Annotated in this window: 21 protein-coding genes and 1 pseudogene; 6 read left to right on the plus strand and 16 right to left on the minus strand. The window is 64.6% G+C overall.

Going from position 1 to position 26,010, the window contains the following annotated elements:
• Window positions 1-135: 135 nt before the first annotated feature.
• The 3 genes from QCE88_RS09205 to QCE88_RS09215 are packed head-to-tail and all read right to left on the minus strand — an operon-like array spanning window position 136 to window position 5,637.
• Window positions 136-3,183, minus strand: a complete 3,048-nt coding sequence (locus tag QCE88_RS09205) for an efflux RND transporter permease subunit (RefSeq protein ID WP_309901146.1) — start codon at window positions 3,181-3,183, stop codon at window positions 136-138.
• Window positions 3,180-4,244 carry an efflux RND transporter periplasmic adaptor subunit gene (locus tag QCE88_RS09210; RefSeq protein ID WP_309901148.1) on the minus strand — a complete coding sequence of 355 codons (1,065 nt, stop codon included), beginning with the start codon at window positions 4,242-4,244 and terminating at the stop codon, window positions 3,180-3,182. The genes QCE88_RS09205 and QCE88_RS09210 overlap by 4 nt, the downstream gene beginning before the upstream one ends.
• Window positions 4,234-5,637 carry a TolC family protein gene (locus tag QCE88_RS09215; RefSeq protein ID WP_309901150.1) on the minus strand — a complete coding sequence of 468 codons (1,404 nt, stop codon included), beginning with the start codon at window positions 5,635-5,637 and terminating at the stop codon, window positions 4,234-4,236. The genes QCE88_RS09210 and QCE88_RS09215 overlap by 11 nt, the downstream gene beginning before the upstream one ends.
• 257 nt (window positions 5,638-5,894) lie before the next feature.
• On the opposite strand from QCE88_RS09215, the gene QCE88_RS09220 reads away from it, so the two are divergent.
• Both QCE88_RS09220 and QCE88_RS09225 read left to right on the plus strand, forming a co-directional pair.
• Window positions 5,895-6,674: a hypothetical protein gene (locus QCE88_RS09220; protein WP_309901152.1), complete on the plus strand. Its 780-nt coding sequence runs from the start codon at window positions 5,895-5,897 to the stop codon at window positions 6,672-6,674.
• Between the two features lie 24 nt (window positions 6,675-6,698).
• Window positions 6,699-7,085, plus strand: coding sequence for a histidine kinase (locus QCE88_RS09225; protein ID WP_309901154.1), 387 nt, complete (start codon window positions 6,699-6,701; stop codon window positions 7,083-7,085).
• A 46-nt stretch (window positions 7,086-7,131) separates the two neighbouring features.
• Here the strand turns inward: QCE88_RS09225 and QCE88_RS09230 are convergent, their stop codons facing one another.
• The 10 genes and pseudogenes from QCE88_RS09230 to QCE88_RS09275 all read right to left on the minus strand — a co-directional run bounded on the left by QCE88_RS09230 (window position 7,132) and on the right by QCE88_RS09275 (window position 18,415).
• Window positions 7,132-7,413, minus strand: a complete 282-nt coding sequence (locus QCE88_RS09230) for a DUF4148 domain-containing protein (protein WP_309901156.1) — start codon at window positions 7,411-7,413, stop codon at window positions 7,132-7,134.
• 31 nt (window positions 7,414-7,444) lie between these two features.
• Window positions 7,445-7,735, minus strand: coding sequence for a DUF4148 domain-containing protein (locus QCE88_RS09235; protein WP_309901158.1), 291 nt, complete (start codon window positions 7,733-7,735; stop codon window positions 7,445-7,447).
• A 130-nt stretch (window positions 7,736-7,865) separates the two neighbouring features.
• Window positions 7,866-9,290, minus strand: coding sequence for a heavy metal sensor histidine kinase (locus QCE88_RS09240; RefSeq protein ID WP_309903484.1), 1,425 nt, complete (start codon window positions 9,288-9,290; stop codon window positions 7,866-7,868).
• Window positions 9,290-9,967: a heavy metal response regulator transcription factor gene (locus QCE88_RS09245; RefSeq protein WP_309901160.1), complete on the minus strand. Its 678-nt coding sequence runs from the start codon at window positions 9,965-9,967 to the stop codon at window positions 9,290-9,292. Before QCE88_RS09245 ends, QCE88_RS09240 begins: the two co-directional genes overlap by 1 nt.
• Window positions 9,968-10,264: 297 nt before the next feature.
• A complete protein-coding gene (zigA, locus tag QCE88_RS09250) occupies window positions 10,265-11,473 on the minus strand; it encodes a zinc metallochaperone GTPase ZigA (protein ID WP_309901162.1) in 1,209 nt (402 codons plus the stop codon).
• Window positions 11,474-11,507: 34 nt separating this feature from the next.
• Window positions 11,508-13,595, minus strand: a complete 2,088-nt coding sequence (locus tag QCE88_RS09255) for a TonB-dependent receptor (protein WP_309901164.1) — start codon at window positions 13,593-13,595, stop codon at window positions 11,508-11,510.
• 208 nt (window positions 13,596-13,803) lie between these two features.
• Window positions 13,804-14,832, minus strand: a pseudogene (locus tag QCE88_RS09260) (amidohydrolase family protein); the annotation flags it as partial.
• A gap of 2 nt (window positions 14,833-14,834) precedes the next feature.
• The gene (locus QCE88_RS09265; protein ID WP_309901168.1) at window positions 14,835-16,142 is read right to left on the minus strand and encodes an MFS transporter; all 1,308 of its coding nucleotides are present in this window, start codon (window positions 16,140-16,142) and stop codon (window positions 14,835-14,837) included.
• A gap of 57 nt (window positions 16,143-16,199) precedes the next feature.
• Entirely contained in the window at window positions 16,200-17,435 is a 1,236-nt protein-coding gene (locus tag QCE88_RS09270) for a CaiB/BaiF CoA-transferase family protein (protein ID WP_309901170.1), read from the minus strand.
• A complete protein-coding gene (locus QCE88_RS09275) occupies window positions 17,432-18,415 on the minus strand; it encodes a hydroxymethylglutaryl-CoA lyase (protein ID WP_309901172.1) in 984 nt (327 codons plus the stop codon). Before QCE88_RS09275 ends, QCE88_RS09270 begins: the two co-directional genes overlap by 4 nt.
• Window positions 18,416-18,573: 158 nt before the next feature.
• Between QCE88_RS09275 and QCE88_RS09280 the strand changes: the two genes are divergently transcribed.
• The 4 genes from QCE88_RS09280 to QCE88_RS09295 all read left to right on the plus strand — a co-directional run bounded on the left by QCE88_RS09280 (window position 18,574) and on the right by QCE88_RS09295 (window position 22,991).
• Window positions 18,574-19,371: an IclR family transcriptional regulator gene (locus tag QCE88_RS09280; RefSeq protein ID WP_309901174.1), complete on the plus strand. Its 798-nt coding sequence runs from the start codon at window positions 18,574-18,576 to the stop codon at window positions 19,369-19,371.
• Between the two features lie 196 nt (window positions 19,372-19,567).
• Window positions 19,568-21,010, plus strand: coding sequence for an MFS transporter (locus tag QCE88_RS09285; protein ID WP_309901176.1), 1,443 nt, complete (start codon window positions 19,568-19,570; stop codon window positions 21,008-21,010).
• Between the two features lie 190 nt (window positions 21,011-21,200).
• Window positions 21,201-21,362, plus strand: coding sequence for a hypothetical protein (locus QCE88_RS09290; protein WP_309901179.1), 162 nt, complete (start codon window positions 21,201-21,203; stop codon window positions 21,360-21,362).
• A gap of 144 nt (window positions 21,363-21,506) precedes the next feature.
• Window positions 21,507-22,991, plus strand: coding sequence for an esterase-like activity of phytase family protein (locus QCE88_RS09295; protein WP_309901181.1), 1,485 nt, complete (start codon window positions 21,507-21,509; stop codon window positions 22,989-22,991).
• Window positions 22,992-23,085: 94 nt separating this feature from the next.
• Here QCE88_RS09295 and QCE88_RS09300 read toward each other — a convergent pair whose 3' ends face one another.
• The 3 genes from QCE88_RS09300 to QCE88_RS09310 form a co-directional block, all read right to left on the minus strand.
• Window positions 23,086-23,748, minus strand: a complete 663-nt coding sequence (locus tag QCE88_RS09300) for a response regulator transcription factor (RefSeq protein WP_309901183.1) — start codon at window positions 23,746-23,748, stop codon at window positions 23,086-23,088.
• 165 nt (window positions 23,749-23,913) lie between these two features.
• Window positions 23,914-25,299, minus strand: coding sequence for an ATP-binding protein (locus QCE88_RS09305; RefSeq protein WP_309901185.1), 1,386 nt, complete (start codon window positions 25,297-25,299; stop codon window positions 23,914-23,916).
• The gene (locus tag QCE88_RS09310) at window positions 25,296-25,958 is read right to left on the minus strand and encodes a response regulator (RefSeq protein ID WP_309901186.1); all 663 of its coding nucleotides are present in this window, start codon (window positions 25,956-25,958) and stop codon (window positions 25,296-25,298) included. The genes QCE88_RS09305 and QCE88_RS09310 overlap by 4 nt, the downstream gene beginning before the upstream one ends.
• Between the last annotated feature and the right edge of the window lie 52 nt (window positions 25,959-26,010).

The following is a 26,010-nucleotide window of genomic DNA, read 5'->3' on the forward strand; positions in this document are numbered from 1 at the left end:
GGCCATGGCTTATGCGAGCCGCTTGCGGAGACCGACACTATGCGCTTCATTTCGACGACTTCTTGACCGGACAAGTCCTTGAGATTAGAGGGTGCTGCCTTATGAAACCCTTAGGAAATTTGTTTGAGGCCCGCTTCATCGCCCGCTTTTCAGTAGCAGACGCAACAGCGCCGGCAGCACGACGAGCACGAGCGGCATCTGGACAATCAGCCCCGAAATGATCGCGACCGCCAGCGGCTGCTGCATCGCCGAACCTTGCCCGAGCGCGAATGCCAGCGGCAACAACGCCAGGATCGCGGCAATGGTCGTCATTGCGATCGGACGCATGCGATTCGCGCCCGCCTCCACCAGCGCGCGCCCGAAGTCCATGCCGTGCGTGCCGACCAGGCCATCGAATTCCGATACGTAGAAGATCGCCACCTCCGTCACAATGCCGATGATCATCGTCATGCCCATCATCGCGGAGATGTTGAGTTCGATGCCGGTCACCCACAAGCCGACGAACACCGCGCCCGCCGCGAAGAGCGGCATCGCCAGCACGGCGAGCGCAATGCGGAAGCGCTCATACAGGAACAGCAGCAGGCTGAAGACGAGCGCGACCGCCGCGCCGAACACGGCCATCAATCCCTTGAACGCAATCTGTTGCTGCTGATACAGGCCGCCCAGTTCGTAGTACGCGCCCTTCGGCAAGAGCCCAGGCGTGGCCAGCGCCTTCTGCACGTCGGCGATGGTCGAGCCGAGATCGCGTCCGTCGATGCGTGCCGTCACCGCGTCCATGCGCTTGAGGTTGTCGCGCGTGATCTCCGGCTGACCGCTGACGGGCACGCGCTGCACCACTCTGTCCAGCGCAAACAGATGGCCATCCGGCGCGCGAATCTGCAGCGCGCCGAGTTGCGTATCCGTGAGTGTCGATGCATGCATCACCCGCACGCGCACACCGATGGTCTTCGGTCCACGCTGGAACTGCGTGGCAACATTGCCTTCGACCATATCGCTGACGGCCTGCGCAACCGATTGCGGGTCCATGCCTTCGGCTGCGGCCGCATCGGCGCGAATGCGGAGTTCGAGCGCGTCGCCGGCGGGGTTGATGCCATCGTTCACATCCACGATGCCCGGTATCTTGCCGATGGACGCCGCCACCTTGCGCGCAGTGTTGTCGAGCGTGGTCGTATCGTCGGAATAGATCTTGATCTGCACGGGCTGCGGCACGGCGGTCAGGTCGCCGATAAGGTCTTCCATCAGCTGCGCGAGTTCGATGCTCACGCCCGGCACCTGGCTTTCCACCTTCGAGCGAATCTCTTCCATCACCGTATCGATCGGCTCGCGATTGCCCGACTTGAGCCGCACGAAGAAGTCGCCCTTGTTGGGTTCGTTGAGGTCGCCGCCGAGGCCCGCGCCGGTGCGCCGGGAATAGGTCGCCACGTTGGGATTGGCGCGCACGATGGCCTCGATCTGCCGCATCAGACGGTCGGTCTCGCTGACCGATGTGCCAGGCCGCGTGTGATAGTCGAGCACGAAGCCGCCTTCGTCCATGCTCGGCATGAAGCCGCTGCCCACGTGCATGAACGCGACCACTGCGACCGCCGCCAGCGGCACGAGACCGAGCAGCACGAGCCACGGCTTCGCGCTCACCCGCGTGACCAGACGTCGATAGCGATCGAGCGTCCAGCGCGTCAGGCGCGACTCGCGATGTTCGTGCGCATCGTGCGGTTTCAGCCAGCGGTCGCAGAGAATGGGGACCGCGAGCCACGTGACCAGGAACGAGATGAACAGCGCGCTCGCCATGGTGATGGACAGCGCCTTGAAGAACGCGCCCGTCACGCCCGACAGAAACGCAAGCGGCACGAAGATGATGAGCGTCGCCGCCGACGAGCCGGCAAGCGGCCGCGTGAACTCGAGCGACGCCGCCATCACGCGGCCTTTGAAAGCCTCTGCGCCATGTTCGCGCATGCGCCGCACGATATGCTCGATCATCACGATCGCATCGTCGATCACGAGTCCGACCGCCGCCGCCATGCCGCCCAGCGTCATGATATTGAAGCCCATGCCGAAGCAATCGAGCAGCAGGATGGTCGCGGCCATGACCACCGGCACGAGCGCCACGGCAATGACGGTGATCTTCCAGTTGCGCAGGAACGCGAACAGCGTGAGCGCCGCGAGCACCACGCCAATGAGAATGGCATCGCGCACGCTCGATGCCGATGCCACCACCAGTTCGCTCTGGTCGTACCAGTTCGCGAGCTTGGTGCCCGCAGGAAGCTGATGCTGAAACGTCGCGAGCCGCGCGCGCACCGCCCGCGCCATCGCGACGCTGTTCGCGCCCGGCTGCTGATAGATGTTGACGAGTACGGCGTCCGCGCCGTCCGCTGTCACGCGGATCCATTGCGGCATGACGCCTGCGCGCACGTCCGCGATATCGCCCAGACGCACTTGCGTCGCGCCGTTGCTCTGCACGACCACGTGTTTCAGTGCATCGAGCGTGGTGACGCTCGCGTTCGCGATCACGAGATACAGCTTGTAGTGATCCTCGATCCGGCCCGTCGCCATCAGCACGTTGCCCGCGTTCACGGCCTTCGCGACATCGGCGACCGAGAGCTTGTACGCCGCGAGCCGCTCGGGATCGATGCCCACCTGGAACTCGTCCTGCGTGCCGCCCGTCACATCGACGCGCGCCACGCCCGCCACCGACGACAGCAGCGGACGCATCTGGAACTGCGCGAGATCGCGCAACGCGGAGAGACTCTGCGTCGTCGAGGTCAGGCTGTAGGCGAGCACCGGAAACACGGTCGGGTCCATGCGGCGGACCTGCATGGTCGTGCCGGCCGGCAGGCTGGCCAGTATCTCGCCGATGGCCGATTGCGCCTGCAACGTGCCCTGCGCCATGTCCGTGCCCCAGTCGAAATTGACCGAGATCTCCGCTGCGCCACGGCTCGTTTTCGATTCGACATCGCGTACGTTCGGCACGCGCCGCAAGGCTTCCTCGACGGGCATCGTGACGAGCGCGGCCATCTGTTCGGCGGGACGATCGCCCGCATCCAGCGATACGACCGCGCGCGGAAACGCCACGTTGGGAAACAGCGAGATCGGCAGGCGGAACGCGGTGAACGTGCCCGCCACCGCCGCCAGCGCAATCACGAACAGTAGCGAGCGGCTGTGCGTCTGCATCCATTGGCTGAACTTCATCGTGCTGCGCTCCCGGGCGGAGGCGTCGTCGTACGGACGGTCATGCCGTCGGCAAGCTCGTAGTTGCCCGTCACGACGAGCGGCCATGCGGCATCGATCGGACCATCGACGCCGTAGCGCGCGCCGTCCTCCGTCTTCAGCGCGACGTTCACACGCCGCGCCGTGTTGCCTGGCGCGATCTGATAGACGTATGCGCCCTTCCCGTCCCTGAGCATGGCCGCGCGCGGCACGATCCAGTGTTCGCCCGACGCCGTCGAGATGTCCGCGCCCACGCGCATGCCTGGAATGAACGCCGTGCCCGTGAGCGGCACATCGGCGGTGACGTCCACGAGTTGCGTCTGCGGATCGATGGCCGCGCCCACGAGCGCGACGTGCCCGCTGAGCGATGCATCGGCGAGCGCTGTGGAGAGGCCGTGCAGCGTGAGCGCATCGCCTGCATGGATGCGCGCTGCATCACCCGGCTCGACGCCCAGCAGCACATTGCCGCGCGCAGTGCTTGCGCTCGTGAGTTGCAGGATGGGCGCGCCCGCCGCCATCTGATCACCTTCGCTCGCCTGGATCTGCAAGACCACGCCTTGCGCAGGCGCGGTCACGGTCTTGCTGCCGGGCGTCGCGCCCAGCGCCTCCTGGGCGGCGAGCGCGTCGTGCGCGTCCTGAGCGGCCTTCTTCGCGGTCGCGAGTTGGGAGGCGGTCGCGAGTCCCTTGTCGAACAGCGATTGCGTGCGGCGAGCGTCGTCACCGGCGAGCGCGGCAGCGCCGCGCGCCTGCGACACGCCCAGCGCCGCCGCAGGATCCGCCTGCACGACGACCAGCGGCGCGCCGCGCCCGACACGCTGTCCGGCCTGTACGAGCAGCCGCACGACACGCGCTACATACGGCAGGCTGACGCTGATGAGATTGCCCGACGCCGCCGCCACCACGCCATACGCGCGCACCGGCTGCGCGATGGCGCCACGTTGCGGCGCCGCTGTTTCGACGGCGGCGGACGGCGTATCGGCAAAAGCAGGATCGGAGAGAACGAAGCACAGGCATGCCGCGAGCACGAAGCGTTTATTTTGCATGGTGTGGGGTGGGATCGGAGGCAGCGGGAATGACATTGCCGAGCACGGCTTGCAGCGCGACACGCTGCTCCGCGTAACTCTCGGCGAGGGTGTCGATATCGATCCGGCGCAGGAGCGCGGCCGATTGCGCATCCGTATAGGCGTTGAGCGTGAGATCGTGTTCGTCAAAGGCGCGCTGCGCGTTGTGTGCGGTGGCGTCGGCATCGGGCAAAGCGCGGCGGGCAGCGTCCAGTTGCGACAGCAGGATCGCGCAGTCCGCGCGCACGTGCGCCGCGTCCGCATAGGCCTGGTTGAGCCGCATCTGATATTCATCGCGCAGACGCGTGCGCGTGGCGCTTTCAATCGCGACGTTGCCGCGATTGCGATTGAAGACTGGCAGCGTCAGATTGATCTGGAAGCCCGTCGTATAGATATTCGACGTGTCGCGCCCGCGATTGAAGCCCACGCTCAGGCTCGGAAACTGGCTCAGAATCGCGGCGCGATACTTCTCTTCCTGCGCCTGGTAGCCCGCCTTCAACGCGAGCAGATCAGGACGCCGGCGAGGCAGACTGTCGAGCGCGATGTCGATGAGCACATCGTCGTTGCGGTCCACGTGCGTATCCGGTGAGTCCACGAGGTTCAGCCTCACATCCTGCGATACACCGAGCAGCAGATTCAGATCATGATGCGTTTGCTCGGCCGCGCGTTCCGCATCGGAGAGTTGCTTGCGCGTGTCGCTCCAGGTCAGCAGGGCCGCGCTCGTGGCATCGGCGGTGAGATTGCCTTCGCGTGCCGCCTGCATCATGCGCTCGTAGCGCGTGCGCGAAAGCTCATACAGCCGCCGCAGCAAGGGCAGCGTCTCGTCCTGCATGCGCGCACGCAGAAACAGCTGCCTCGCCTGCGCAATCACCTGCCATTCCTGCCAGAGCAGACCGAGATCGACCCGGCGCACGCCCGCATCCGCCGACGCCTTGTTCGCCGCGCGTGTGACGATCGCCATCACGTCCATGCTCAGGCCGTAGCTGAACGCGCGCGTGGTCCCGAGCGTGCCGGGATAGTCACTTGCAATCGACAGTTGCGGATCGGGCAACAGGCCTGCTGCGAAGGCCTGCGCCTGCGCGATATGCAGATCGTCGCGGGCGAGTTTCAGATCCGGATTGTTCGCGACGGCGAGCATCGCGACTTCTTCGATATCGAGCCCGTCGGAAGGATCGAAGCGATGCATCTTCAGTTCGGGCAGCGGCATGCGCTGCGGATCGATACGCACGCGCTCCAGCGATGCAAGCGACGTCGAGGTATCGGCGGGATTCAGCGGCTGTGGCGCGTACCACGTACACGCACTCAGCGCACAGGCGCATGCAAGCGCCAAAACGGCCACGCGCGACGGCTTGGTGAACGAGCGGAAAGCGGTCAATCGCGGCTCCGCTTCTTTGGAGTCAGAGGGATACGCATACGTTGAGATAGAGGTAAATCGTGGAATGTGCGGTTATTGCCTTAGCCATCACTTAGCGTCCGGACTTCATGGCCTACATATGCATCGCCTGATGCAGACCCGGTGCAAAGGCATGCGCCGGGCACGCTTTTGTGAATCGAATATTTCTTCCGCTTCTAAGCATTGGCTAAGTCGCCCCGTTGATAGTGCTTTCCATACAAACAGCCTGGAGAGCCGAGATGCCTGGCATGCAAAGCGCGTTTCTGATCCGTACCGTCAACAAGGTGCCCGAGGTCACGGTCATCTTCTGGCTCATCAAGATTCTCTCGACGACCGTCGGCGAAACCGGCGCGGACTATCTCGCCGTCAACGTGGGACTGGGCACGGTCATCACCGATGCCATCACGCTCACGCTGCTGCTCGCGGCACTCGTCCTGCAGTTGCGCGCCCGCCGATACCTCCCCGCGCTCTACTGGCTGAGCGTGGTGCTGGTGAGCATCGTCGGTACGCAGATCACCGATGCCCTGACCGATGGCCTGGGCGTCAGTCTTTACACGAGCACGGCTGCGTTCTCGGTGTGCCTCGCGGTGCTGTTCTGGCTCTGGCACCGAAGCGAAGGCACGCTTTCCATCCGCTCGATCAATACGCGCCGGCGCGAACTGCTGTACTGGAGCGCCATTCTCTTGACCTTCGCGCTCGGCACTGCCGCCGGCGATCTCGTGACGGAAGCGCTCGGCTGGGGCTTCACGCTCGGCGTGATGATCTTCAGCGCGCTGATTGCCGTCACCGCGCTGGCGGCACGGCTCGGGCTGAACCGCGTACTCGCGTTCTGGGTGGCTTATATCCTCACGCGGCCACTGGGCGCGTCGCTCGGCGACTGGCTTTCGCAAGCCCGCGAGTACGGCGGCATGGGACTCGGAACCGTCTATACGAGCATCGCTTTTCTTGTCGTCATCGTCGCCCTCGTCGCGTGGCTGAGCTATCACGAACAGCCATCACGTGATTCAAAAACTGCCTGACTCGTTTCACTATCCGGAGAAATCATGTTCAAACATCGCACGCTTGCTCTTGCCGCTTCGCTCGTCATCGGGGCTGCGGCTGCGTCGACATTCGGCGTGAATGCCGTATCGACAGCGCAGGCCGCGTCGAAGATCGGCGACTTGTCGCCGTTCCGCTCGATCGCCGCCGATACCTTGTCGAAGGTCGATCATGGCGATCTCGCCGGCGCGAAGGCGCGCATCAAGGATCTCGAAACAAACTGGGATCAGGCGGAGCCATCGCTCAAGCCACGCGCGGCGCGTGACTGGCACACGGTCGACAAGGCGATCGATCACGCGCTGGAAGAACTGCGCGCCAAAGCCCCTGAACAGGCCAAATGCAAGCAGGCGCTGACGGACTTGCTGGCCATCATGGACAAGCTCGGCGCCTGACGCAGCATGCCGGATGCAGGGCGATGAACGCCCTGCATCCGGCGACTCAGTTCGACGCATGTTCATCCGCGACGCCGCCAAAGCTCGTGCGGGATGCCGCTGCGTTTGTCTGGCCTTCATGCTGCGCCTCGTATCGGGCGCGGTTGTGCGCCATCGCCTGCGCGCTCGGGGGATACGACACGCCGTTGGACGGCAACACACCTTGCGCTTCCGCCTGCACGAGTTGCTGCCTGACTTCCGCGCGGGTCAATCCGCTGGTTTGAGCCGAAGCCTGAGCAGCGATGCCAAGCGACATCGAAGCGAGAAGAACGAATGCGAGCTTTTTCATGGTGATCACCTGATAATGGGTTGAGACTGATTTAGTTCGAACGATGAACTGCAACGCGCGGGTCGTCGTTGGCTTGTTCACCTTGATACGCGCCGCCGTATGCGGCATGGCCATCGTTGTTGGCGGCCACCTTCGATTCCGCTGCCATGAGCGCTTGCGGATAGTCCGCATCGTGCGTGCTCGGCCGATAGCCCACGGCTTCCAGTTGCGCCAGCTCGGCACGCACTTCGGCACGCGTCACGTGGTCGGTACCGGCTTGAGCAAAACGACTGAACGGTACGAGCGCCGCCACCGCGAACAGACTGCACATGAGCTTTTTCATCGCTCCCTCTCTTCAATGCCGTGTGAAGGGGCGTGCGGGATTGCACCCTGCCCTCCGACGCCGCGCCGTCATGGCTGCAACGTTGAGTTCATTGTGCAATTCGAGTGTTGATGCGAGTCTGACGGCCTGATTACGGATTTGATATCAAGCCGGTCTGCGGAAAGGACAGGATGAAGCGCGTGCTGTGCGCATCGCTTTCGGCGTGAACGCGGCCGCCGTGCAGCTCCATGATGCTGCGCACGATGGCGAGGCCCAGCCCCGCCGAACCGGGCGTCGCGTCGGACGCCATGCGCGACGGATCGACACGATAGAAGCGGTCGAAAATGCGTTCGAGCAAGGACGCATCGATAGGCGAGCCTTCGTTCTCCACGCACGCGCGAACGAAGACGCTGTCGGCATGAACGGATAGCGTGATGACGCCATCGCGCGGCGTATGGCGCACGGCATTGGCCAGCAGATTGCTGACCGCGCGCCTGAACAGTTCGACATCGGCGCGCACGTGTCCCGCACCCGTTACCACGATGCGCACCCCGGCGTCATCGGCGAGGCCTTCGAAATAGTCCGCTATGCGCTGCAGCTCGTCCCTCACATCGAACACGCGCATGTTCTTCGCGAACTGCGGATGCTCCGCGCGCGCCAGGAACAGCACGTTCTCGATCATGCGCGAAAGCCGGTCGCACTCTTCGAGATTCGACGCGAGCAGTGCCTGATAGTCGTCGGCCGAGCGCGGACGCGCCAGCGCCACTTCGGTCGCGCCGCGCATATTGGCAAGCGGCGTACGCATGTCGTGCGCGAGATCGGCGGTGTAGCGCGACATGCGCTGGAAGCTCGCTTCCAGCCCTGCGAGCATGCGATTGAGCGCTGCAATCAGCGGCTCCAGTTCCGATGGCACGCGGTCCATCGCAATCCGGGTATGCAGGTTTTCCGAAGTGACCGTGGCCGCGCTGCTCGCCATCTCCGACAAGGGACGCAGCGCGCGCCGCACGAGCAGGAAGCCCATCGCGAACGTCAGCATGACACCCACAATGCCCGCCAGATGCAACCTGTCACGGTAACGGTCCAGCAATAGCCAGCGATCGTGCATGTTGCGCAGAATCACGATGGTCACTGTGCTGCCGTCATGCAGGCGCGCATCGACACTCAGTGCGCGCACGGGTTGGTCGTTCGCGGTGACCGTGGGAACGATGGCGCTGTCGCTGATGGTGTCGCCGCCCGGCACGGCAGGTCCGGTCGCTTTCACGGACGACATCGATGGATTCAGGTTGTGCTGCACCAGCACGTGGCCCGCATGATCGGCAATCTTCAGGGACAGCGCTTCGTTGCCGAGCACCTGGCTTTCCAGACGTTCCTGATAACGCTCGATATCCGCGTAGCTTGCGAGTTCCTCGACGAGCCTGCGCGTGTGCTGGGCGGCCAGCACGATATCGAGGTCGTCCTGCACACGCACCTGACGCTCCAGCGCCACATACACGAAGCTGCCGACGATGCCGAACACGGCGAGCGTCGTCGCTGCGAAGGCCAGCGCGAGCGTCGTGGTCAGCGAGCGGGCGCGGATCATTCGCGTTCGGGCGGATTGATCACGTACCCTACGCCGCGCACCGTCTGGATCAGCTTCACCGCGAAGTCATCGTCGATCTTCGCGCGCAGGCGCCGGATGGCGACTTCGACCACGTTCGTATCGCTGTCGAAGTTCATGTCCCACACATACGATGCAATCTGCGTGCGGCTCAGCACTTCGCCCTGACGTCGCGCCAGCAATTGCAGCAACGCGAATTCGCGCGGCGTGAGATCGATCCGCTTGCCCGCGCGCCTGACCTTGCGGCGCGTGACGTCGATCTCGAGGTCGGCGACCGAGATCAGGTCGGTCTCGCGCGCCGGTCCCCGACGCGCAAGCGCACGCACGCGCGCCAGGAGTTCGACGAAGGCAAACGGCTTGACGAGATAGTCGTCGCCGCCAAGCTCGAAGCCGCGCACGCGGTCATCCACGTCGTCACGCGCGGTGAGGAACAGCACGGGCGTGGACTTCGACTCGCGCAGTTTCCTGATGACGGTCCAGCCGTCCATCGTCGGCAGCATGACGTCGAGCACGATGACGTCGTAGTTTTCTTCTGTGGCGAGAATGAGGCCTTCCGCGCCGTCGCTCACGACATCGACCGAATAGCCCGCTTCTTCGAGGCCTTTCCTGATGTACGCCCCTGCCTTGAGCTCGTCTTCGACGATCAATACCCGCATGCCCTGCCCCTATCCGGTCGATCCGGAATCGTTCGATGATACGCAGGTTTCGCAAGCGACAGGATTACGATTCCGTTATCTGGCGGATGCAGTCCCCAGAAAAAAACCCGGCAATCGCCGGGCTTGAAGAACGGTCCCGGGAGTGAGACCGCCCACGTGGAGAGGGCATCGGGTCAAGCGGCGCACGGTGGCATGACGGTTTCGGCGGATCGCGCTTCCTTCCCTATGCAGTTGAACGAGGCAGATCGTATAAGAGGCTGGGGAGTCTTCTTGCCGAGTGCCTGCTGCACGACATCATCATGAAGCATCGGGCGCACCGCCCCATGCCGGAAACGGATCCGTGAACCGAAGCCAGGCCGCCGGTCCTTGCGCCATCTCCGCATCCGTCAGCAGGCAGGCATCCAGCCGCCGGCGCAACCCGGCCTCATCCATGTCCATGCCGATCAAGACGATCTCCTGCCGCGCATCGCCGACTTCCGGATGCCACGCCTTCTCGATGGACTGGAGCGTATCCGGATCGGCCGGCCAATGCTCCTTCGGAACCGCTGCCCACCACAGCCCCGCAGCACCATGTCGACATACCGCGCCCGCCTGCGACCACGATCCGGCGAAGGTCAGCCGGCTCGCAAGCCAGAAGAAGCCTTTCGAGCGCACGACGCCCGGCCATTCGCCACTGACGAGATCCCAGAAGCGTTGCGGATGCATCGGCCGGCGTGCGCGCCATGCAAAGCTGCGGATGCCATATTCCTCCGTTTCCGGCGCGTGTGCTCCGCGCATCTCCCTGAGCCATCCGGGCGCATCGGCGGCTTCCTCGAAATCGAACAGCTTCGTGTCCAGCACACGATCCAGCGGCACGCAGCCGAACGCCGACATCTCGATTCGCGCCCGCGGATTCAATCCGCGCAGGATCGCCTTCAGGCGCTCACGACTGTCGTCATCGACGAGATCGGTCTTGTTGAGCACGATGACATCGCAGAACTCCACTTGCTCGATCAGCAGATCGACCACCGTCCGATGATCTTCCTCGCCCAGCGATTCGCCACGCGCATGGAGGCTTTCCTGCGAACTGTAGTCGCGCAGGAAGTTGAAGGCGTCGACCACGGTGACCATGGTGTCGAGACGCGCGACGTGGGACAGGCTCTGGCCGCTTTCATCGGCGAAGGTGAAGGTTTCCGCGACTGGAAGCGGCTCGGAGATGCCGGTCGATTCGATCACGAGCTGATCGAAACGCCCTTCCTTCGCGAGCCGGTTCACCTCCAGCAGCAGGTCTTCGCGCAACGTGCAGCAAATGCAGCCGTTGCTCATCTCGACCAGCTTTTCATCGGTGCGGGACAACTGCGCGCCGCCGTTGCGGACCAGCGCGGCATCGATGTTCACCTCGCTCATGTCGTTGACGATGACCGCGACGCGCCGCCCTTCCCGATTGTTCAGGATGTGATTGAGCAGCGTCGTCTTGCCCGCGCCCAGAAAGCCCGAGAGAACGGTGACCGGAAGTCGTGCGTCCATGCTTGCTCCTTCGATGGATGAGACGCGCTGTGCTTCAGAACGTCGTGCGCATGCCGACCATGACGCTGCGGCCGCCTTCCGGCGCGATATCGCGGACGACGGAACTGGCGTAGCGGATGTCCTGGTTCGTCAGGTTGTCGCCGCGCACATAGGCAAGCCAGTGCGTGCTGCCGACGTGGAACTTGTAGGTGAGCATCACGCCCAGCTTCGTGTAGCTGGCGGTCGGCAGATCGTCTTCGGGCACACGATGCTGCGCCCACGCATGCTGCATCTCCGCACGCGCGCCGAATGGCCCATAGCCGTAGTCCAGCGCGACAGTCGCGCGCAGCGGCGAGATGCGCGGCAGCGGCGAACCCGTGTCCATATTCCGCGCGTGCGTGTAGTCGCCGACCAGCGAGAAATCGACCGTGTGCGCGCCGTGCTCGAAGACGCGCCACTTGCTGTCCCATTCGATGCCGTAGAACTCCGCGCGAACGCCGCGATAAACCGCTTCGTTGAGGGCGTCATCGGTGCCGGGCGCGACGACCTGATCGTCGTCATCGACGAGACGGCCGGTGTTGTACTCGGTGAGGTAGTTTCTAAAGCGGCTGTAGAAGACGCCGATGCTTCCCTTGTTCGATCCGCTCGCAAAACGCAACGACAGATCCGCCGAGACCGCCTTCTCCTTCTGCGCCTCCGGGTTGCCGATCAGATACTGTCCGGTTGCATCATGCGGGCCGTTGGCGAAGAGTTCGTAGAGCGCGGGCGCACGTTCCGTGTAGGCGACATCGCCCGCCACCGACCAGACGGGCGTCAGCTTGTAGAGCGCACCGAGCGAGGCGCTCACGGCATTGAAATCGCGTGTGCTCGCGCTCGCGAATTTCTCGTTGCCGGCTGCGGTCGGATCCTGGCTGACATGTTCGTAACGCGCACCGGCACTCAGCTTGAGACGGTCGGTGACCTTCCATTCCTCGAGGCCGAACAGCGCGACGTTGGTGGTCTGCGTGGTCGGCACGAGCGCTTCGTCGCCGAGTGCGGAGAAGGTGTTCTGGCTGACCTGCACGCCGATCGACCCTTCCAGCGGCCCGATCTTCTTGTGCCGCGCTTCCAGCCGCGCCTCGTAGCCGTGATTGCGGAACGTCGTGCCGGTCTCGCCGTTGTCGATTTCCTTGTGCTCGTAGTCGGTATAGCCGAAGTCGAACTTCAGTTGCGAGAACGGTCCCTGAAGGTTGCGCACTTCAGACGCGAACGCGACGTGATCCTGATGCATGCGCAGCCGCACATCGTCCTCGGCGACAGAGCCATAGTTCGCTTCGTAGCCGTTGTAGGACAGGCCCGCGTAGCCATCGGCCCAGGTGTACGACGTGCCCACCGCGCCGCCATGCCAGCGGCCATCGCTGTTCGGGATACTGCCGTAGGCTTCTTCGGCATCGGGGCCGTCGAGTGCGCGCTGGCGGTCCGAATGCGCGAAGCCCGGAATGCGCTCCTTGCTGGTTTCGCGGTCGAAAGCATCGACGTGAAAATTGAATTGCCCGTTGCCGCCTTCGACCATCGCTTCGCCTGCACGGGCGTTGTTGGCGCCCCCGTAACTGGCATCGACCGCGCCGTCCACGCCCTTGATCGGCTCGCGCGGAATGCGGTTGTCGATCGTATTCACCACCCCGCCGATCGCGTTGCCGCCGTACAGCAGCGCCGCCGGCCCGCGCACGATCTCGACCCGCTCGATGGTCAGCGGTTCCTGCGGCACCGCGTGATCGTAGGAGAGCGACGACGCGTCCCACGCCGCGACGCCGTTCTGCAGCAGGCGAATGCGATCGCCGTCCATGCCACGGATGATCGGGCGGCCGACCATCGGTCCGTACGTCGTCGTGGACACGCCTGGCAGCCCGTTGAGCGTCTCGCCCAGCGAGTTGGTTTGCCTGCGCGTCAGTTCATCGCCGTAGAGCGCTGTCGCGGGCGCGATGAGGTCCGTATCGCCGAGCGGATTGGCAGTGACAAATACCGGCGCCAGCGCGCCGCCCGGCACCGACGACGCCGCGGTGGCCGCATCCTGCTGGGCTTGCGCGGCGAGTGCAAAGCAGGCCAGGGACAGCGGAGACAGGCGCAAGGCACGTTGCGACAGGCGTTTCAGGTCTTTTTTCACGGTGGTTTTTGGATTGGTTTTCGTTTTGTTGCCGCTCGCGCAGTCGATGCAACAATATATCGTTGCTCGATGCGGGCATGGAAATGACGTCGGGCGCAGGCTCGCAACGACGTTGCGGTCGCAATGATATATTGTTGCATTTGAGGCGTAAAGTTCTATCTTCCAGGGCAGGAAAACGCCGTCGATGCCCAGCCGGCGCACGCAGAAGTCAATCGAGCCGATACACGCGGCTGACGGTTCCGCGAAACAGCGCCTCGCGTTCCTGCGGACTTGCCTGGGCGGTCAGGCGTTTGAACGCGTTCCAGCCGTTGCTGAAGGGATACGAGCCTTTGTCGACCGGAAAATTGCTTTCGAACATGCAGCGATCCGCGCCGAACGCATCGATGCAGGTATGCATCCACGGCTTCCAGGTTTCCGCCAGTTCAATGGACGAAGGTGGCCGTGCGCCCTTCTCGAAATCGAAGCCGTTGATCCGCATGCCCAGGCCGCCAAGCTTCACATGCACGTTGGGCAATTGCGCCAGGTCGCGCATGGCACGCGACCACAGGTCGAACACTTCGTTGCGCGGGTCGGCGTAGCGGGCAATCCGCACGATGCCGCCGCAATGATTGACGATGAACGGCGTGCGAGGAAAGGCCTTCGCCAGATCGAACAGTTCGGGCAATTGCGTGAAGAAGAGCCACACATCGCACGACAGGCCGAGCGCATCCAGTTGCGCCACGCCCGCTCGATACGCCGCATCGAGCAGCAGGCCTCGCGGGGCGGCCGATACGGGATTCACGAGCGTCGGGGCGGCGTCCCAGGTGACCAGATGCCGCACGCCGCGCAGGCGGCCCTCGCCTGCCTGCAATTCGGCCTCGAGCACGTCTCGCACCGCGCTGCCGCGCCGCAAGTCCGCGTATCCGACGATCCCCTTAGCGATCTGTCGCTTGCCTTCCTGCAACGGCGCAGTGGCCTTGACCACATAGTCGATCTCGCCGACCGGCCGCATCGCTTCGGGCCCGTCCGTTCGATAACGCGTCAACGCCTGCATATACACCGACGCCGTGATGTTGTGCCCCGACTCGATATCCTCGACGTAGTCATCGAGCAGATAGGTCCATCCGGCGCGTTCATAGAAATGATGATGCGCGTCGATGATCGGCATGTCCGCCTCGAGCGCCGCCTCGGTGCCCGTGGCGAGCCACGTCGCGCGAACGGGAAGGTAATTGCCGGTCGTGCTCATGATGCGCGTTTTCCTCAACGTTCCGTCTTGAAGGCGTAGAGCGAGAGCGTCAGCAAGGTCGTGACGAACAGCACCGCCGACAGACCGATCATGCCCGCGGTGAACGTCCCGAAGCTGTCCTTCAGATAGCCGACGAGATAGGGCCCGGCAAACCCGCCGAGCGCGCCGATCGAATTGATCAGCGCCAGGCCGCCGGCAGCCGCGTGGCCGGAGAGAAACCGGTTCGGCAGCGTATAGAAGATCGTGCGGCCGGCAATGGTTCCGATCAGCGCCAGCGTGATCCCGGTCATGGCGGGCAGCAGCTGATGAAAGTGAGTCGATACGCCGAGCGTCACGGCGCCGATCAAAAGACCCGCCGCCAGATTCGCGACGGGCGCGCCGCGCCGGTCGACGCGCCTCGCCCACCAGAGCAGCGCGATGGTGGCAAAGAAATACGGCACGGCCGACAGCAGTCCCGTCTCCGTCATGCTCATGCCGTGTGCCTTGAGCATCTGCGGCAGCCAGATGCCGATACCGTACGAACCCATCGTGAAGCCGAACGAGATCATCGCGAGGATATAGGTGCGCGCGTCCTTCAGGGCCGCACTGAAGTCCTTCTTTTTCGTACTGGCCGCGCCCTCGCGATCGAATGCGTTCTGCAGCGCCTGCCGCTCTTGCGGCGAGAGCCACTTCGCATCGGCGGGCCGATCCACGAGCATCCGGAGCACGAGAAAGCCGAGTACGCACGCGGGCAAGCCTTCCGCGATGAACATCCACTTCCAGCCCGCCAGTCCCAGGACGCCGTCCATCGAAAGCAGCCAGGTCGACAGCGGCGCGCCGACGAACGACGAGAGCGGCGTGGACACCGTGAACCAAGCGAGCACGCGCGTGCGATAGCTCGCCGGAAACCACACGGCCAGAAAGAAAATCACGCCGGGAAAGAAGCCCGCCTCGCCGATGCCGAGCAGCAGCCGGATCGCATAGAAACTGGTCGGGCCGGTGGCGAGCGCGGTTGCAGCGGCGAAGAAGCCCCACGTGATCATGATGCGCGCAAGCCAGCGTCGTGCGCCGAATCGATACAGCGCCAGATTGCTCGGCACTTCGCAAACGCAATAGCCCGCGAACATGATGCCGGCGCCCCAGCCGAACTGCGTGGCTGTCAGACCGAGGTCATGATTCATCGTCAGCGCGGCAAAGCCCACGCTGGTGCGATCCAGATAGTTGAAGAAGTACGCAAGCGCGAGCAGCGGAATGAAACGCCACGCGGCTTTCTTCACCGCCTGCTGTTCGAGGGTGGCATCGACGGGACGGTCGGCGACCACGTTGGAGGAAAGGGATGGCATGGGTCGTCTCCTGTCGGCCGCGCTATGGGTGCGGCGCCATGGTGTGTCGCGCTTCGATCAGTCTCGAGCCAGGTCCTGGCACTTGACGACACCCGCTTCGGTCAACTGCCTGAGCGCGTCGGACGTGTAGCCGAGCTCCATGAGCAGTGCGCGCGTATCCTGGCCCAGCGACGGCGGCGCCGCACGCAAGCTCAGCCGTTCACCGTCGAGCGTCAGAGGCAGCAGCGCGGTCCGCGTGGACACGGCTTGGCCGGCGCCGCTGGCGTCGGCGGGCAGGGTCACGTCGGCGAGTCCGCCGGTCGCGAGCAGGTGCGGATCGTCGAACAGGTCCTGGGGTTTCGTGATCGGCGCATAGGGCAAGCCGCAGCGTTCGAAGACCGCGCTGATCTCCGCTGCCGTGAACGCTTCCATATGCTCGCGAAGCTGCGGCAACAACCAGTCGCGCGCCTGCACGCGCTGATTGTTGGTTGCAATGCGTGCGTCCGCTTTGAGCGCCGACAGGCCGAACGCATCGCAGAAGATCGCCCATTGCGTATCGGACACGACCGCCAGAAAAATCTGTTCGCCATTCTTGACCGAGAACACGTCATAGACGGCCCAGGCGGAGATGCGGCTGGGCATCGGCGAGGCCGCTTGACCGGTCACCGCGTACTGCATCATGTGCTGCGCGACCAGGAACACATTGTTCTCGAACAGCGCGCTCTGCACTTCCTGTCCGCGCCCCGTGCGTTCGCGCTGGGCGAGCGCCGCCATCGCGCCGATCGCGCCGAACATGCCGCCCATGATGTCGTTGACGCTCGTGCCCGCGCGCAGCGGACGCCCTTCTGGTCCGGTCATGTACGCGAGGCCGCCCATCATCTGCACCACTTCGTCGAGCGCGGTGCGGTGATCGTAGGGTCCCGGCAGGAAGCCCTTGTGCGACACATAGACGAGACGCGGATTGAGCTTGCTCAGCGCCGCATAGCCCAGGCCCAGCTTGTCCATCGTGCCGCTCTTGAAATTCTCGCTGAAGACGTCCGCGCCGCCGACCAGCTTGTGCATGATCTCGATGCCGCGCGCGTCCTTCACATCGACCGCAATGCTCTTCTTGTTGCGATTGAAAGTGCCGAAGAAGCCCGCGCCCGAGCCGCGCAACGCGCGCGTGCTGTCGCCCGAGATCGGTTCGACCTTGATGACTTCCGCGCCCAGGTCCGCGAGCACCATGCCGCAGGTCGGCCCCATCACCATGTGCGTCATCTCGACGACGCGCACGCCGCTGTACGGCAGGGCTTGATTCGCTTGCACGTCGCTCATTGCGCGGCTCCCAGCAGACAGCCTTCCGGCTGCGGCGCGCTCGGCGCGCGTCCGTCCGCATACGTGAATCCCTTCGGCAGTCCGGCATCCTGAACGTGCCCGTACAGCGCTTCTCCGGGCAGCGCTTCGGCAAGGATCGCGCGCGCGGCGATCAGCTTGTCGATGTCCACGCCGGTGCTATAGCCCATGGCCTCCAGCAGGAACGCGAGGTCTTCTGTGACGATGTTGCCGGTCGCGCCCGGCGCATACGGACAGCCGCCGAGACCCGCCTGGCTCGAGTCGATCGTGGTGACGCCGGCGTCGAGCGCGGCGACCACGTTGGCGAGTCCCTGACCGCGCGTGTTATGGAAGTGGGCGCCGCCTGCCTTCGCGCCCAGTTCGGACTGCAAGCGGCGGAACAAACGACGCACCTGGACCGGGTTCGCGTAGCCGCTGGTATCGGAGAGACCGACCTCGTCCGCGCCGCACTCGGCCATGGCGACGCACATGCGCATCGTCTGGTCGTCCGTGACCGTGCCGGCAAGCGTGCAGCCGAACGCCACCGATACGCCCGCCTCGATCTGCACGCCCGGATACTGCGCGTCGCGCAACGCGACGATCTGGCGCACCTCTTCGATCATCTGCGCCGGGGTCTTGCGGATGTTCGCCATCGAGTGTTCGTCGGTCACCGAGACCGGCAGCGTGAGCTTGTGAACCCCCGCTTCGAAGGCGCCCTGAGCGCCGCGCAGATTCGGGACGAGCACCGCCACATGCAGTCCGGGAAGCGACAGCGCATGCGCGACCACTTCGCGAATGTCGGCCATCTGCGGGAGCAGCCTGGCAGGAACGAAGGAGCCCACTTCGATCTCCTGCAAGCCGGCGGCCGCCAGCGCGGAGATCCATCGCAACTTGGCTGCGGTCGGCATGACGCTCTTGATGCTTTGCAGGCCGTCGCGCGGGCCCACTTCGCTGATCAGGATTCCTGGCGTGGAAGATTCCAAAATTCGCTCCTTGGTTCTATCTGATAGATCATGGTTCTGTTAGAGAGAACTATAGGTACGATTGTCGCTCAATTGAAGATGGGTTTACCCGCCTAATGGAATTTGAGTTCTGCACCGCAGAACTGTAAAGTGTCGGGACATTCAACGAGGGGAAAGAGATGACGACTACCGCGCCCGCAATGGAAGGGCCATCGACGGACGCTGCGGAGGCATCCAGTGGTGTCGCGGTCCTGGATCGCGCGTTCGCGATCCTCAACGCCTACGGCCCGACCGACGAACGGCTGACCCTCACTGAACTCTCGCGGCGCACCGGTTTGTACAAGAGCACGGTGCTGCGCCTGCTCGGCGCACTGGAACACGGCGGCTTCATACGCAAGCTGAGTGACGGACAGTATGCGATCGGACATCAACCGCTGCGGCTCGCCACGCTTTACCAGCGGTCGTTTCAGGTGGGACCGGTGGTCGAACCCATTCTCCAGCAACTGAGCCGGGATCTCGGCGAGACAGCCTCGCTGTATGTGCGCCAGGGCGACAAGCGCCTGGTCCTCTACCGCGTCGAGCCGTCGCGAAGCGTACGGGTCGCGATCCGGGTGGGCGAGGAATTCGCCATCGACAAAGGCGCGTCCGGCAAGGTGCTGCTGGCGTTCACCGAAGCGTCGGACCCGCGCTGGAATGAGGTGCGGGAGCAACTGTTCGCGGTGTCCTATGGCGAACGCGATCCGGAGACCGTGTCGGCGTCGGTGCCGGTATTCGATGCGACCGGCCTGATCGCAGGCGCGCTGACGGTGTCCGGACCGAAGGGCCGATTCGGCGACGCCGCGACCATCGAAACCGCGCTCAAGGCGCTCCTCCTCAGCGCGAAGCAGGCGACGACCGCGCTGGGCGGCATGGCGGCGCGCTACGACGCCAGCATCGCCCGATTCGACCGCGACGACGCCACGGATCGCGCCGGCTAGACGAAGTCCGTTCCGCGACGAGCCTGCATCGACGGCATCCATACGGAATGCCGTCTCCCTCCCTCCTGACGCCGGCGTGCTGGTGTTATCCCTAGTCGCTCGTTTTCGCAGCCGGCGACTACCATACGCATTCTGTTGTAAAGAACACGGTTCTGTTGAACAGAACTATCAAGGATGTTGAAAGGAGAACACGCAGATGGCCAGCCTGCCCGTCGACGGCATCAACCCGCCGCACCCCCCAACCGAGGCCGACGGATCGCAGCGCATCAACGCGCGTATCGACCGTCTGCCTGCGACACGCTCGGTATGGGCGCTGGTCTTCATGCTGTCGATCGGGGGCTGGTTCGAGTTCTACGATCTGTTCTTCACCGCGTACGTCGGGCCGGGCCTGGTCAAGAGCGGCCTTTACTCGACGACCACTGCCTCGTTCTTCGGCTTCTCCGGACTGGGCGCCTTCGTCGCGGCCTCGTTCGCGGGGCTGTTCATCGGCACCTTCTGTTTCACGCGCCTGGCCGATCGCTTCGGACGCAAGACCACCTTCACCGTGTCGCTGCTCTGGTACTCGATCGCCACGTTCGCGATGGCCTGGCAGGACAGCGCGGGCGCCATCAACCTGTGGCGGCTGATCGCGGGCATCGGCGTGGGCGTCGAACTGGTGACGATCGATACCTATGTCAGCGAACTCGTGCCGAAACATCTGCGCGGCCGTGCCTTCGCCTTCGTGCATCTGGTGCAGTACACGGCAGTGCCCGCCGTTGCGCTGTTCTCGTGGTGGCTCGTGCCGCGCGCGCCCTGGGGCATCGACGGCTGGCGCTGGGTCGTGATCATCGGTGCACTGGGCGCGTTGATCGTGTGGGCGATTCGCCGCCGCGTGCCGGAAAGCCCGCGCTGGCTTGCGCAGCAGGGCCGTCTCGATGAAGCCGACAGCGTGCTGTGCGCGCTCGAAGCGAGGGTCGCGCAGCAATACGGCCAGGCGCTGCCCGCGCCCGTGGAAAGCGAAGCGGCGAACAGCGAATCGGCCGCCTGCGGCAAGGCGCGCTTCGCCGAGATCTGGCAACGCCCGTACCGCCGCCGCGCCATTACCTTGCTGGTCTTCAACCTGTTCCAGGCGATCGGCTTCTACGGCTTCGCGTCATGGGTGCCCACGCTGCTGGTGTCGAAGGGCGTGACGATCACCCACAGCCTGATGTACTCGTTCGTCATCGCGGCGTCGAATCCCTTCGGGCCGTTGCTCGCCATGGCCTTCGCGGATCGCATCGAACGCAAGACGCTGATCGTGCTCTCGGCGCTGGGCATTGCCGTCTTCGGCAGCCTGTTCGCCACGCAGTCGTCACCCGCCATGCTGATGCTGCTCGGCGTGCTCATCACGCTGTCGGGCACCCTGCTCTCGGTCGGCTATCACGCCTACCAGACCGAACTGTTTCCGACGCGCATCCGTGCCACGGCAGTCGGCTTCGTCTACTCGATGTCGCGTCTCTCCGCGATGTTCTCGGGCTTCATGATCGCTTTCGCGTTACGGCACGTCGGCGTGGAAGGCGTGTTCGGTCTGATCGGCGGCTCGATGGTGATGGTGATGGGCGCGATCGGTTTCTTCGGTCCGCGCACGAACAATCGCACGCTCGACGAGATTTCCCACTGAAACGCCGACAGCAAGCGCACACCAGACTGACGCGGACCGAAACTTGCTGCTCTGCCCGTTTCGTCGCAATCCGCAGCACGCTGACCGCGACTCATCTGGCATGAGCCACGCCCGGGCAATCGACTCGCACCCGGGCGATCAAAGGACCTCGACTGTGCGCTGGCTGCCGTACGTTTTTCTTTCCGCAGGCATGCTGCTACCGGCTTACGCGCTGGCCACCGGCGCGTCCGGACGCTTCGGATTCGTTCCCTACGGCGTCGCGGGCGCACTGTTCTGCGCGCTGGCCTGGCTCGCGAACCGGGCGGCCATGAAGGCCGCAAGCAAGCATCCTCACGAGATGTTCGACGAATGACGCGTGTGTGAAGCAAGTCACGCATCCCTGCTTCAGCACCCTCTTTGCAAGCACTCGCCAGATTTGCCGGTCACGAATTTGCCACTGCACGTCGATACCCTTTGCCCTTTTCATAAGAACGACACCAGAAAAGGAGCGCAAGGGATGGTCAACAACAAGACGTGCGTGGCGCTGGCAGTAAGCTTGACGCTGGCCGCATGCGGCGGCGACGATTCATCGGCGGACAACAGCCCGGCCGCCCAGGCTAAACAGGCGACACAGCTCTACACCCAGAACATTGCGCCCTACACGAACTGGGGCAATGTGCCGATCGTCGGCACGGGCTACGGTTCCGCGCTGACCCCCGCGCCCAATCAGCCCGGCTACTTCTACGGCATGACCGATCGCGGTCCCAACGTCACCGCCCCGGACGGCGCCAACAAGATCGAGCCTGACCAGGCGTTCCAACCGGCCATTGCGCTGTTCCAGTTGAGCGGCGGCAAGGCGAGCGTGGCGAAGGTCATCGGCCTGTCGCTCGCCGACGGCACGCCGATGAACGGTCGTGTCAATCCGCAAGCGAGCACCGCCGAGACCATCTACGACGTGAACGGCAACGTGCTGCCGACGAGCACCGCCGGCCTCGATCCGGAAGGTCTCGTCGCCATGGCCGACGGCACTTTCTGGGTATCGGACGAATACGGCCCGTACATCGTCCACTTCGATGCCAGCGGCAAAGAGCTCTCCCGCCTCAATCCCTACTCCACCGCGAGCACCGGCAACGATCTGGCGCTGCCCGGCGAGCTCAGGAAACGCAAGCCGAACAAGGGCATGGAAGGCCTGACGCTCAGCGCCGACGGCAAGTATCTCGTCGGCATCATGCAGTCGCCGCTGGACAAGAACGGCGTGAAGGCGGTGGCGTCGGGCAAGGGCGCCATCACGCGGGTCGTGAAGGTCTCGCTCGCGGACCCGGTCAACGACGTGCACGAGTACCTGTATGCCCTGCATACGAATGGCGCGGGCAACCCCGAAGGCCAGGCCGTCAGCGAGATCACAGCGCTGCCGGACGGCACCTTCATCGTGGACGAACGCGACGGCAACTTCGAAGGCACCGTCGACGGCACGGCAAGCGGCAAGGCACGCGCGGACAAGAATCTGTGGAAGCTGGATCTGAGCCGGGCCACGGACGTCGGTCCGAAATCGCCGCTGATCGGCACCACGATCGCGGGCGGTGCGGTGAGCTACGATCCGGCCAGCGGGCTTGAAGTGGCCGGCAAGACCATCGAGGATCTGGCCGGCACGGTCGATGCACCGGCTGCCGTGCAAGCGCTCGGCGCCGCGGGCATCACGGTCGGCACGGAGTCGCTGTTCCTCAACTACGCGGCGCTCTTCACCACCATCGATCCAAAGGGCATGTACTTCGGTCACGACAAGGTCGAGGGCGTCGCCGTCGATCCCGCCGATCCGACCAAGCTCTATATCTCGAACGATTCGGACTTCGGCATCACGGACGAACCCGCGACAGTGCCGATGGCCACCGCCGCGAATCCATTCCCGCCCAGCGAGAAGTTCCTGCCGGACGGCAAGACGCAGGATTTCGGCGAGATCGTCAGAATCGATCTGACGAAGGTGCCCGCGAAGTTCAAGCAGTAAGCCGCGATTGCACGGAAAGAAGACGGCGCCGCGAGGGTTGCGGCGCCTTTTGTCGTGTGCGCGGGCCTTTCCTCAACACGCCGCCAGCCCCGCATCAGGCTGGCCGCGACACCATCCAGCCGACGCCACGCACATTCCTGATGACCTCGGCGCCCAGCTTCTTGCGAACGGTGTGAATCAGGAATTCGACAGCATTGCTTTCGACCTCGTCGGTCCAGCCGTAGATATAGTCTTCCAGATCGGCGCGTGACAGGATGGCGCCGGGCTGCATCATCAGCGCTTGCAGCAAGGCGAATTCGCGGCTGGAAAGGCGGGTCGGCGCGGCGTCCGAACGGGCTTCCCGCGTCGCCGGATTCAAGGTCAGCACGCCGTTCGTCAACAGCGCGGCAGAGCGGGCGCCGAGGCGCCGCATGAGCGCGTGCAGGCGCGCGTCGAGTTCCAGCATGTCGAACGGCTTGCCGAGACAGTCATCCGCGCCTTCGTTCAGCGCGCGTATCCGCTCGGCGGTCGCGCCCCGCGTCGTCATCACGATGACGGGCACATGCCCGCCCGCGCGTCTCACCATGCGCAGCACGTCCAGCGCGCCCGGGCCGGGGCTTGCCGCATCGAGCAGGATGGCGTCGTAGACATGCGTCGACATGGACACCAGGGCTGTCTTGCCATCATGGACGAGATCCACGACATAGCCGTAGCCCTTCAACGCGGGGTGCATGGACTCATCGGCGCGGTGCCCGTCTTCGACCAGCAGTACTCTCATGCGCCGCTCCCGTGCGGCCATGGCGAATGCAGGCCGCGCTCGGAGCGGGAGGGTGCGCGCTTCATCTGGAAACTCGTCGACCGGACAAGACCACGAGCCTAGTGGGCGCATGCTTATGAAATGCTTATCAGGCGGGCGCGCGGCGAGACGGCGCCGCAGCAGTCGTCAATCGGCCGTGTGCGCGGCAGTCCTTGGTGCGAGGTCCAAAGACGCATTGGCGAATTCGCGCAGCCCCTGCACGGAGACCGACAGACCCGTCACGTCGCTGCGATTCGCCACGACCAGCGTCGCATGATGGCGCCGCGCCACGCGTGAAGCGATGGCGAGCCCGAGCCCGCTGCCATGCCCGGCCGTCCCGGAAATCCGGTAAAAGCGGTCGCACACGCGAGCGATTTCGTCGGTCGGAATGCCGCTGCCGGTATCGAGCACGGTCAGCGCGAGCCCGCGGGGTTCGCGCCGCAGGATCACGTCGACACGCCCGCCCGCCGGCGTATGGCGCACCGCGTTGTCCAGCAAATTGTTCAGCAGGACACCGAGCGCGTGGACATCGCCGTGAATCATGAACTCGTCCCGCTCGCCGCGCGCCTGATCGACTTCGAGCCCGAGATCCAGCGACTTCGCCTCCGCCAGCAACGAGTAGTCGCCCACACGCTCCTCGCACAGGTTGCGCAGGCTCATCGGCGCCATGGCCGCTTCGCGGGCCGCATCTTCGCGCGCCATGCTGAGCAGTTGCTGGGCAAGATGGATCACCCGATTCAGACGCCCTTCGATCTTCTGCCGCGTGAGCGGATCGACCTGCATCGAGCCGTCGCTTGTCGCGCCCTGGATCTGAAGCTTGAGCGCGGTCATCGGCGTGCGCAGCTCGTGCGCCGCGTCGGCGATGAAGGCGCGCTGCGCCTCCGACGCCTCGTCCACGCGCCTGAGCAGATCGTTCAGTGCCTGGACGAGCGGATGCAGTTCGACGGGCATCGGCTTGTCGAAGCGGATGGGGTCGAGCGACTCGGGCGAGCGTGCCGCCAGTGCGCGCGACACCGCGCCGACCGGCGACAGCCCGCGCGCCACGACGAACAGCACGATGCCGATCAACACCGGGATCAGCACGGCAAGCGGCATCAGCGTGCGTGACGCGAGCCGGGCCGCGAGTTCCTCGCGTACGCTCGCTGGCTGCGCCACCTGGATGAAGCGGGTGCGTTCGGCGTGGCCAAAGGCGCGCCAGCGAATGCCCTCGCGCTGGGTCGAACGAAAGCCGTCGCCCATGAACGGCAGCTCGGGTTCGTTCGGCGAGTGATAGACGAGCCGGCCCGAGCGGTCCCAGATATCGATCACGAGCCGGTCGTCCGCGATGCCGCGCAACTCCGGCGCGCGTCCGTGGGCGCCGGGCGTGTCATCGACGTTGCTCGGCATCGACAGCGCGATCGTGCGCAGTTCGTAGTCGAAGAGTTCGCCGGCCTCCAGCTGCGCCAGGCTGAAAATGCCATAGCCCGCGATGGCGCAGGCCGCGCCGAGACCGCAGATCAGCCAGCCGAGCAGCCAGCGCCGGATCGATGTCATCCGAGCCCCTTCAAACGATAGCCCACGCCGCGCACGGTCACGATCTCTTCCGCGCCGATCTTGCGCCGCAGGCTGTGCACATGGACCTCGATGGCATTGCTGCCGACCTCCTCGCCCCAACCGTACAGCTTTTCTTCGAGTTCGCGGCGCTTGAAGACCCGCTTCGGCTCTTCGATCAACGCTTGCAGCAGCGCGAACTCGCGCGGCACCAGGTTGAGCGGCACGCCGCCTTTCGCGGCCTCGTGCGCGGCCGGATCGAGCGACAGTTCGCCATGCGAGAAAACCGGATGCTTCTGCCCGGTCCGCCGCCGCAACAGCGCGCGGATGCGCGCGGCGAGTTCGGCGAGATCGAAGGGTTTGAGCAGATAGTCGTCCGCGCCGGCGTCGAGGCCGCGGATCCGTTCGTCGACGGCTTCGCGCGCCGTGATGATCAGCACCGGCGCATTGCCGCCCCGGCTCCGATAGGTATTGAGGACCTCGATGCCGTCCCGGCGCGGCAGCGACAGGTCGAGCAGCACGAGATCGTAGACGTCGTTGGCGAGCGACAGCTCGGCTTCCCGGCCGTCCTGGGCCCAGTCCACTGTGTAGTTGTCGCGGCGCAGCGCGGCTGCCACGGACTCTCCGATCATTTCGTCGTCTTCCACCAGAAGCAAGCGCACGTTGCCCTCCCCAGCCATTTCGCCGTGCCGATGCTGGCACGACCCGGAAGCT

Source organism: Caballeronia sp. LZ035 (genome assembly GCF_031451175.1).
Classification (GTDB): Bacteria; Pseudomonadota; Gammaproteobacteria; order Burkholderiales; family Burkholderiaceae; genus Caballeronia.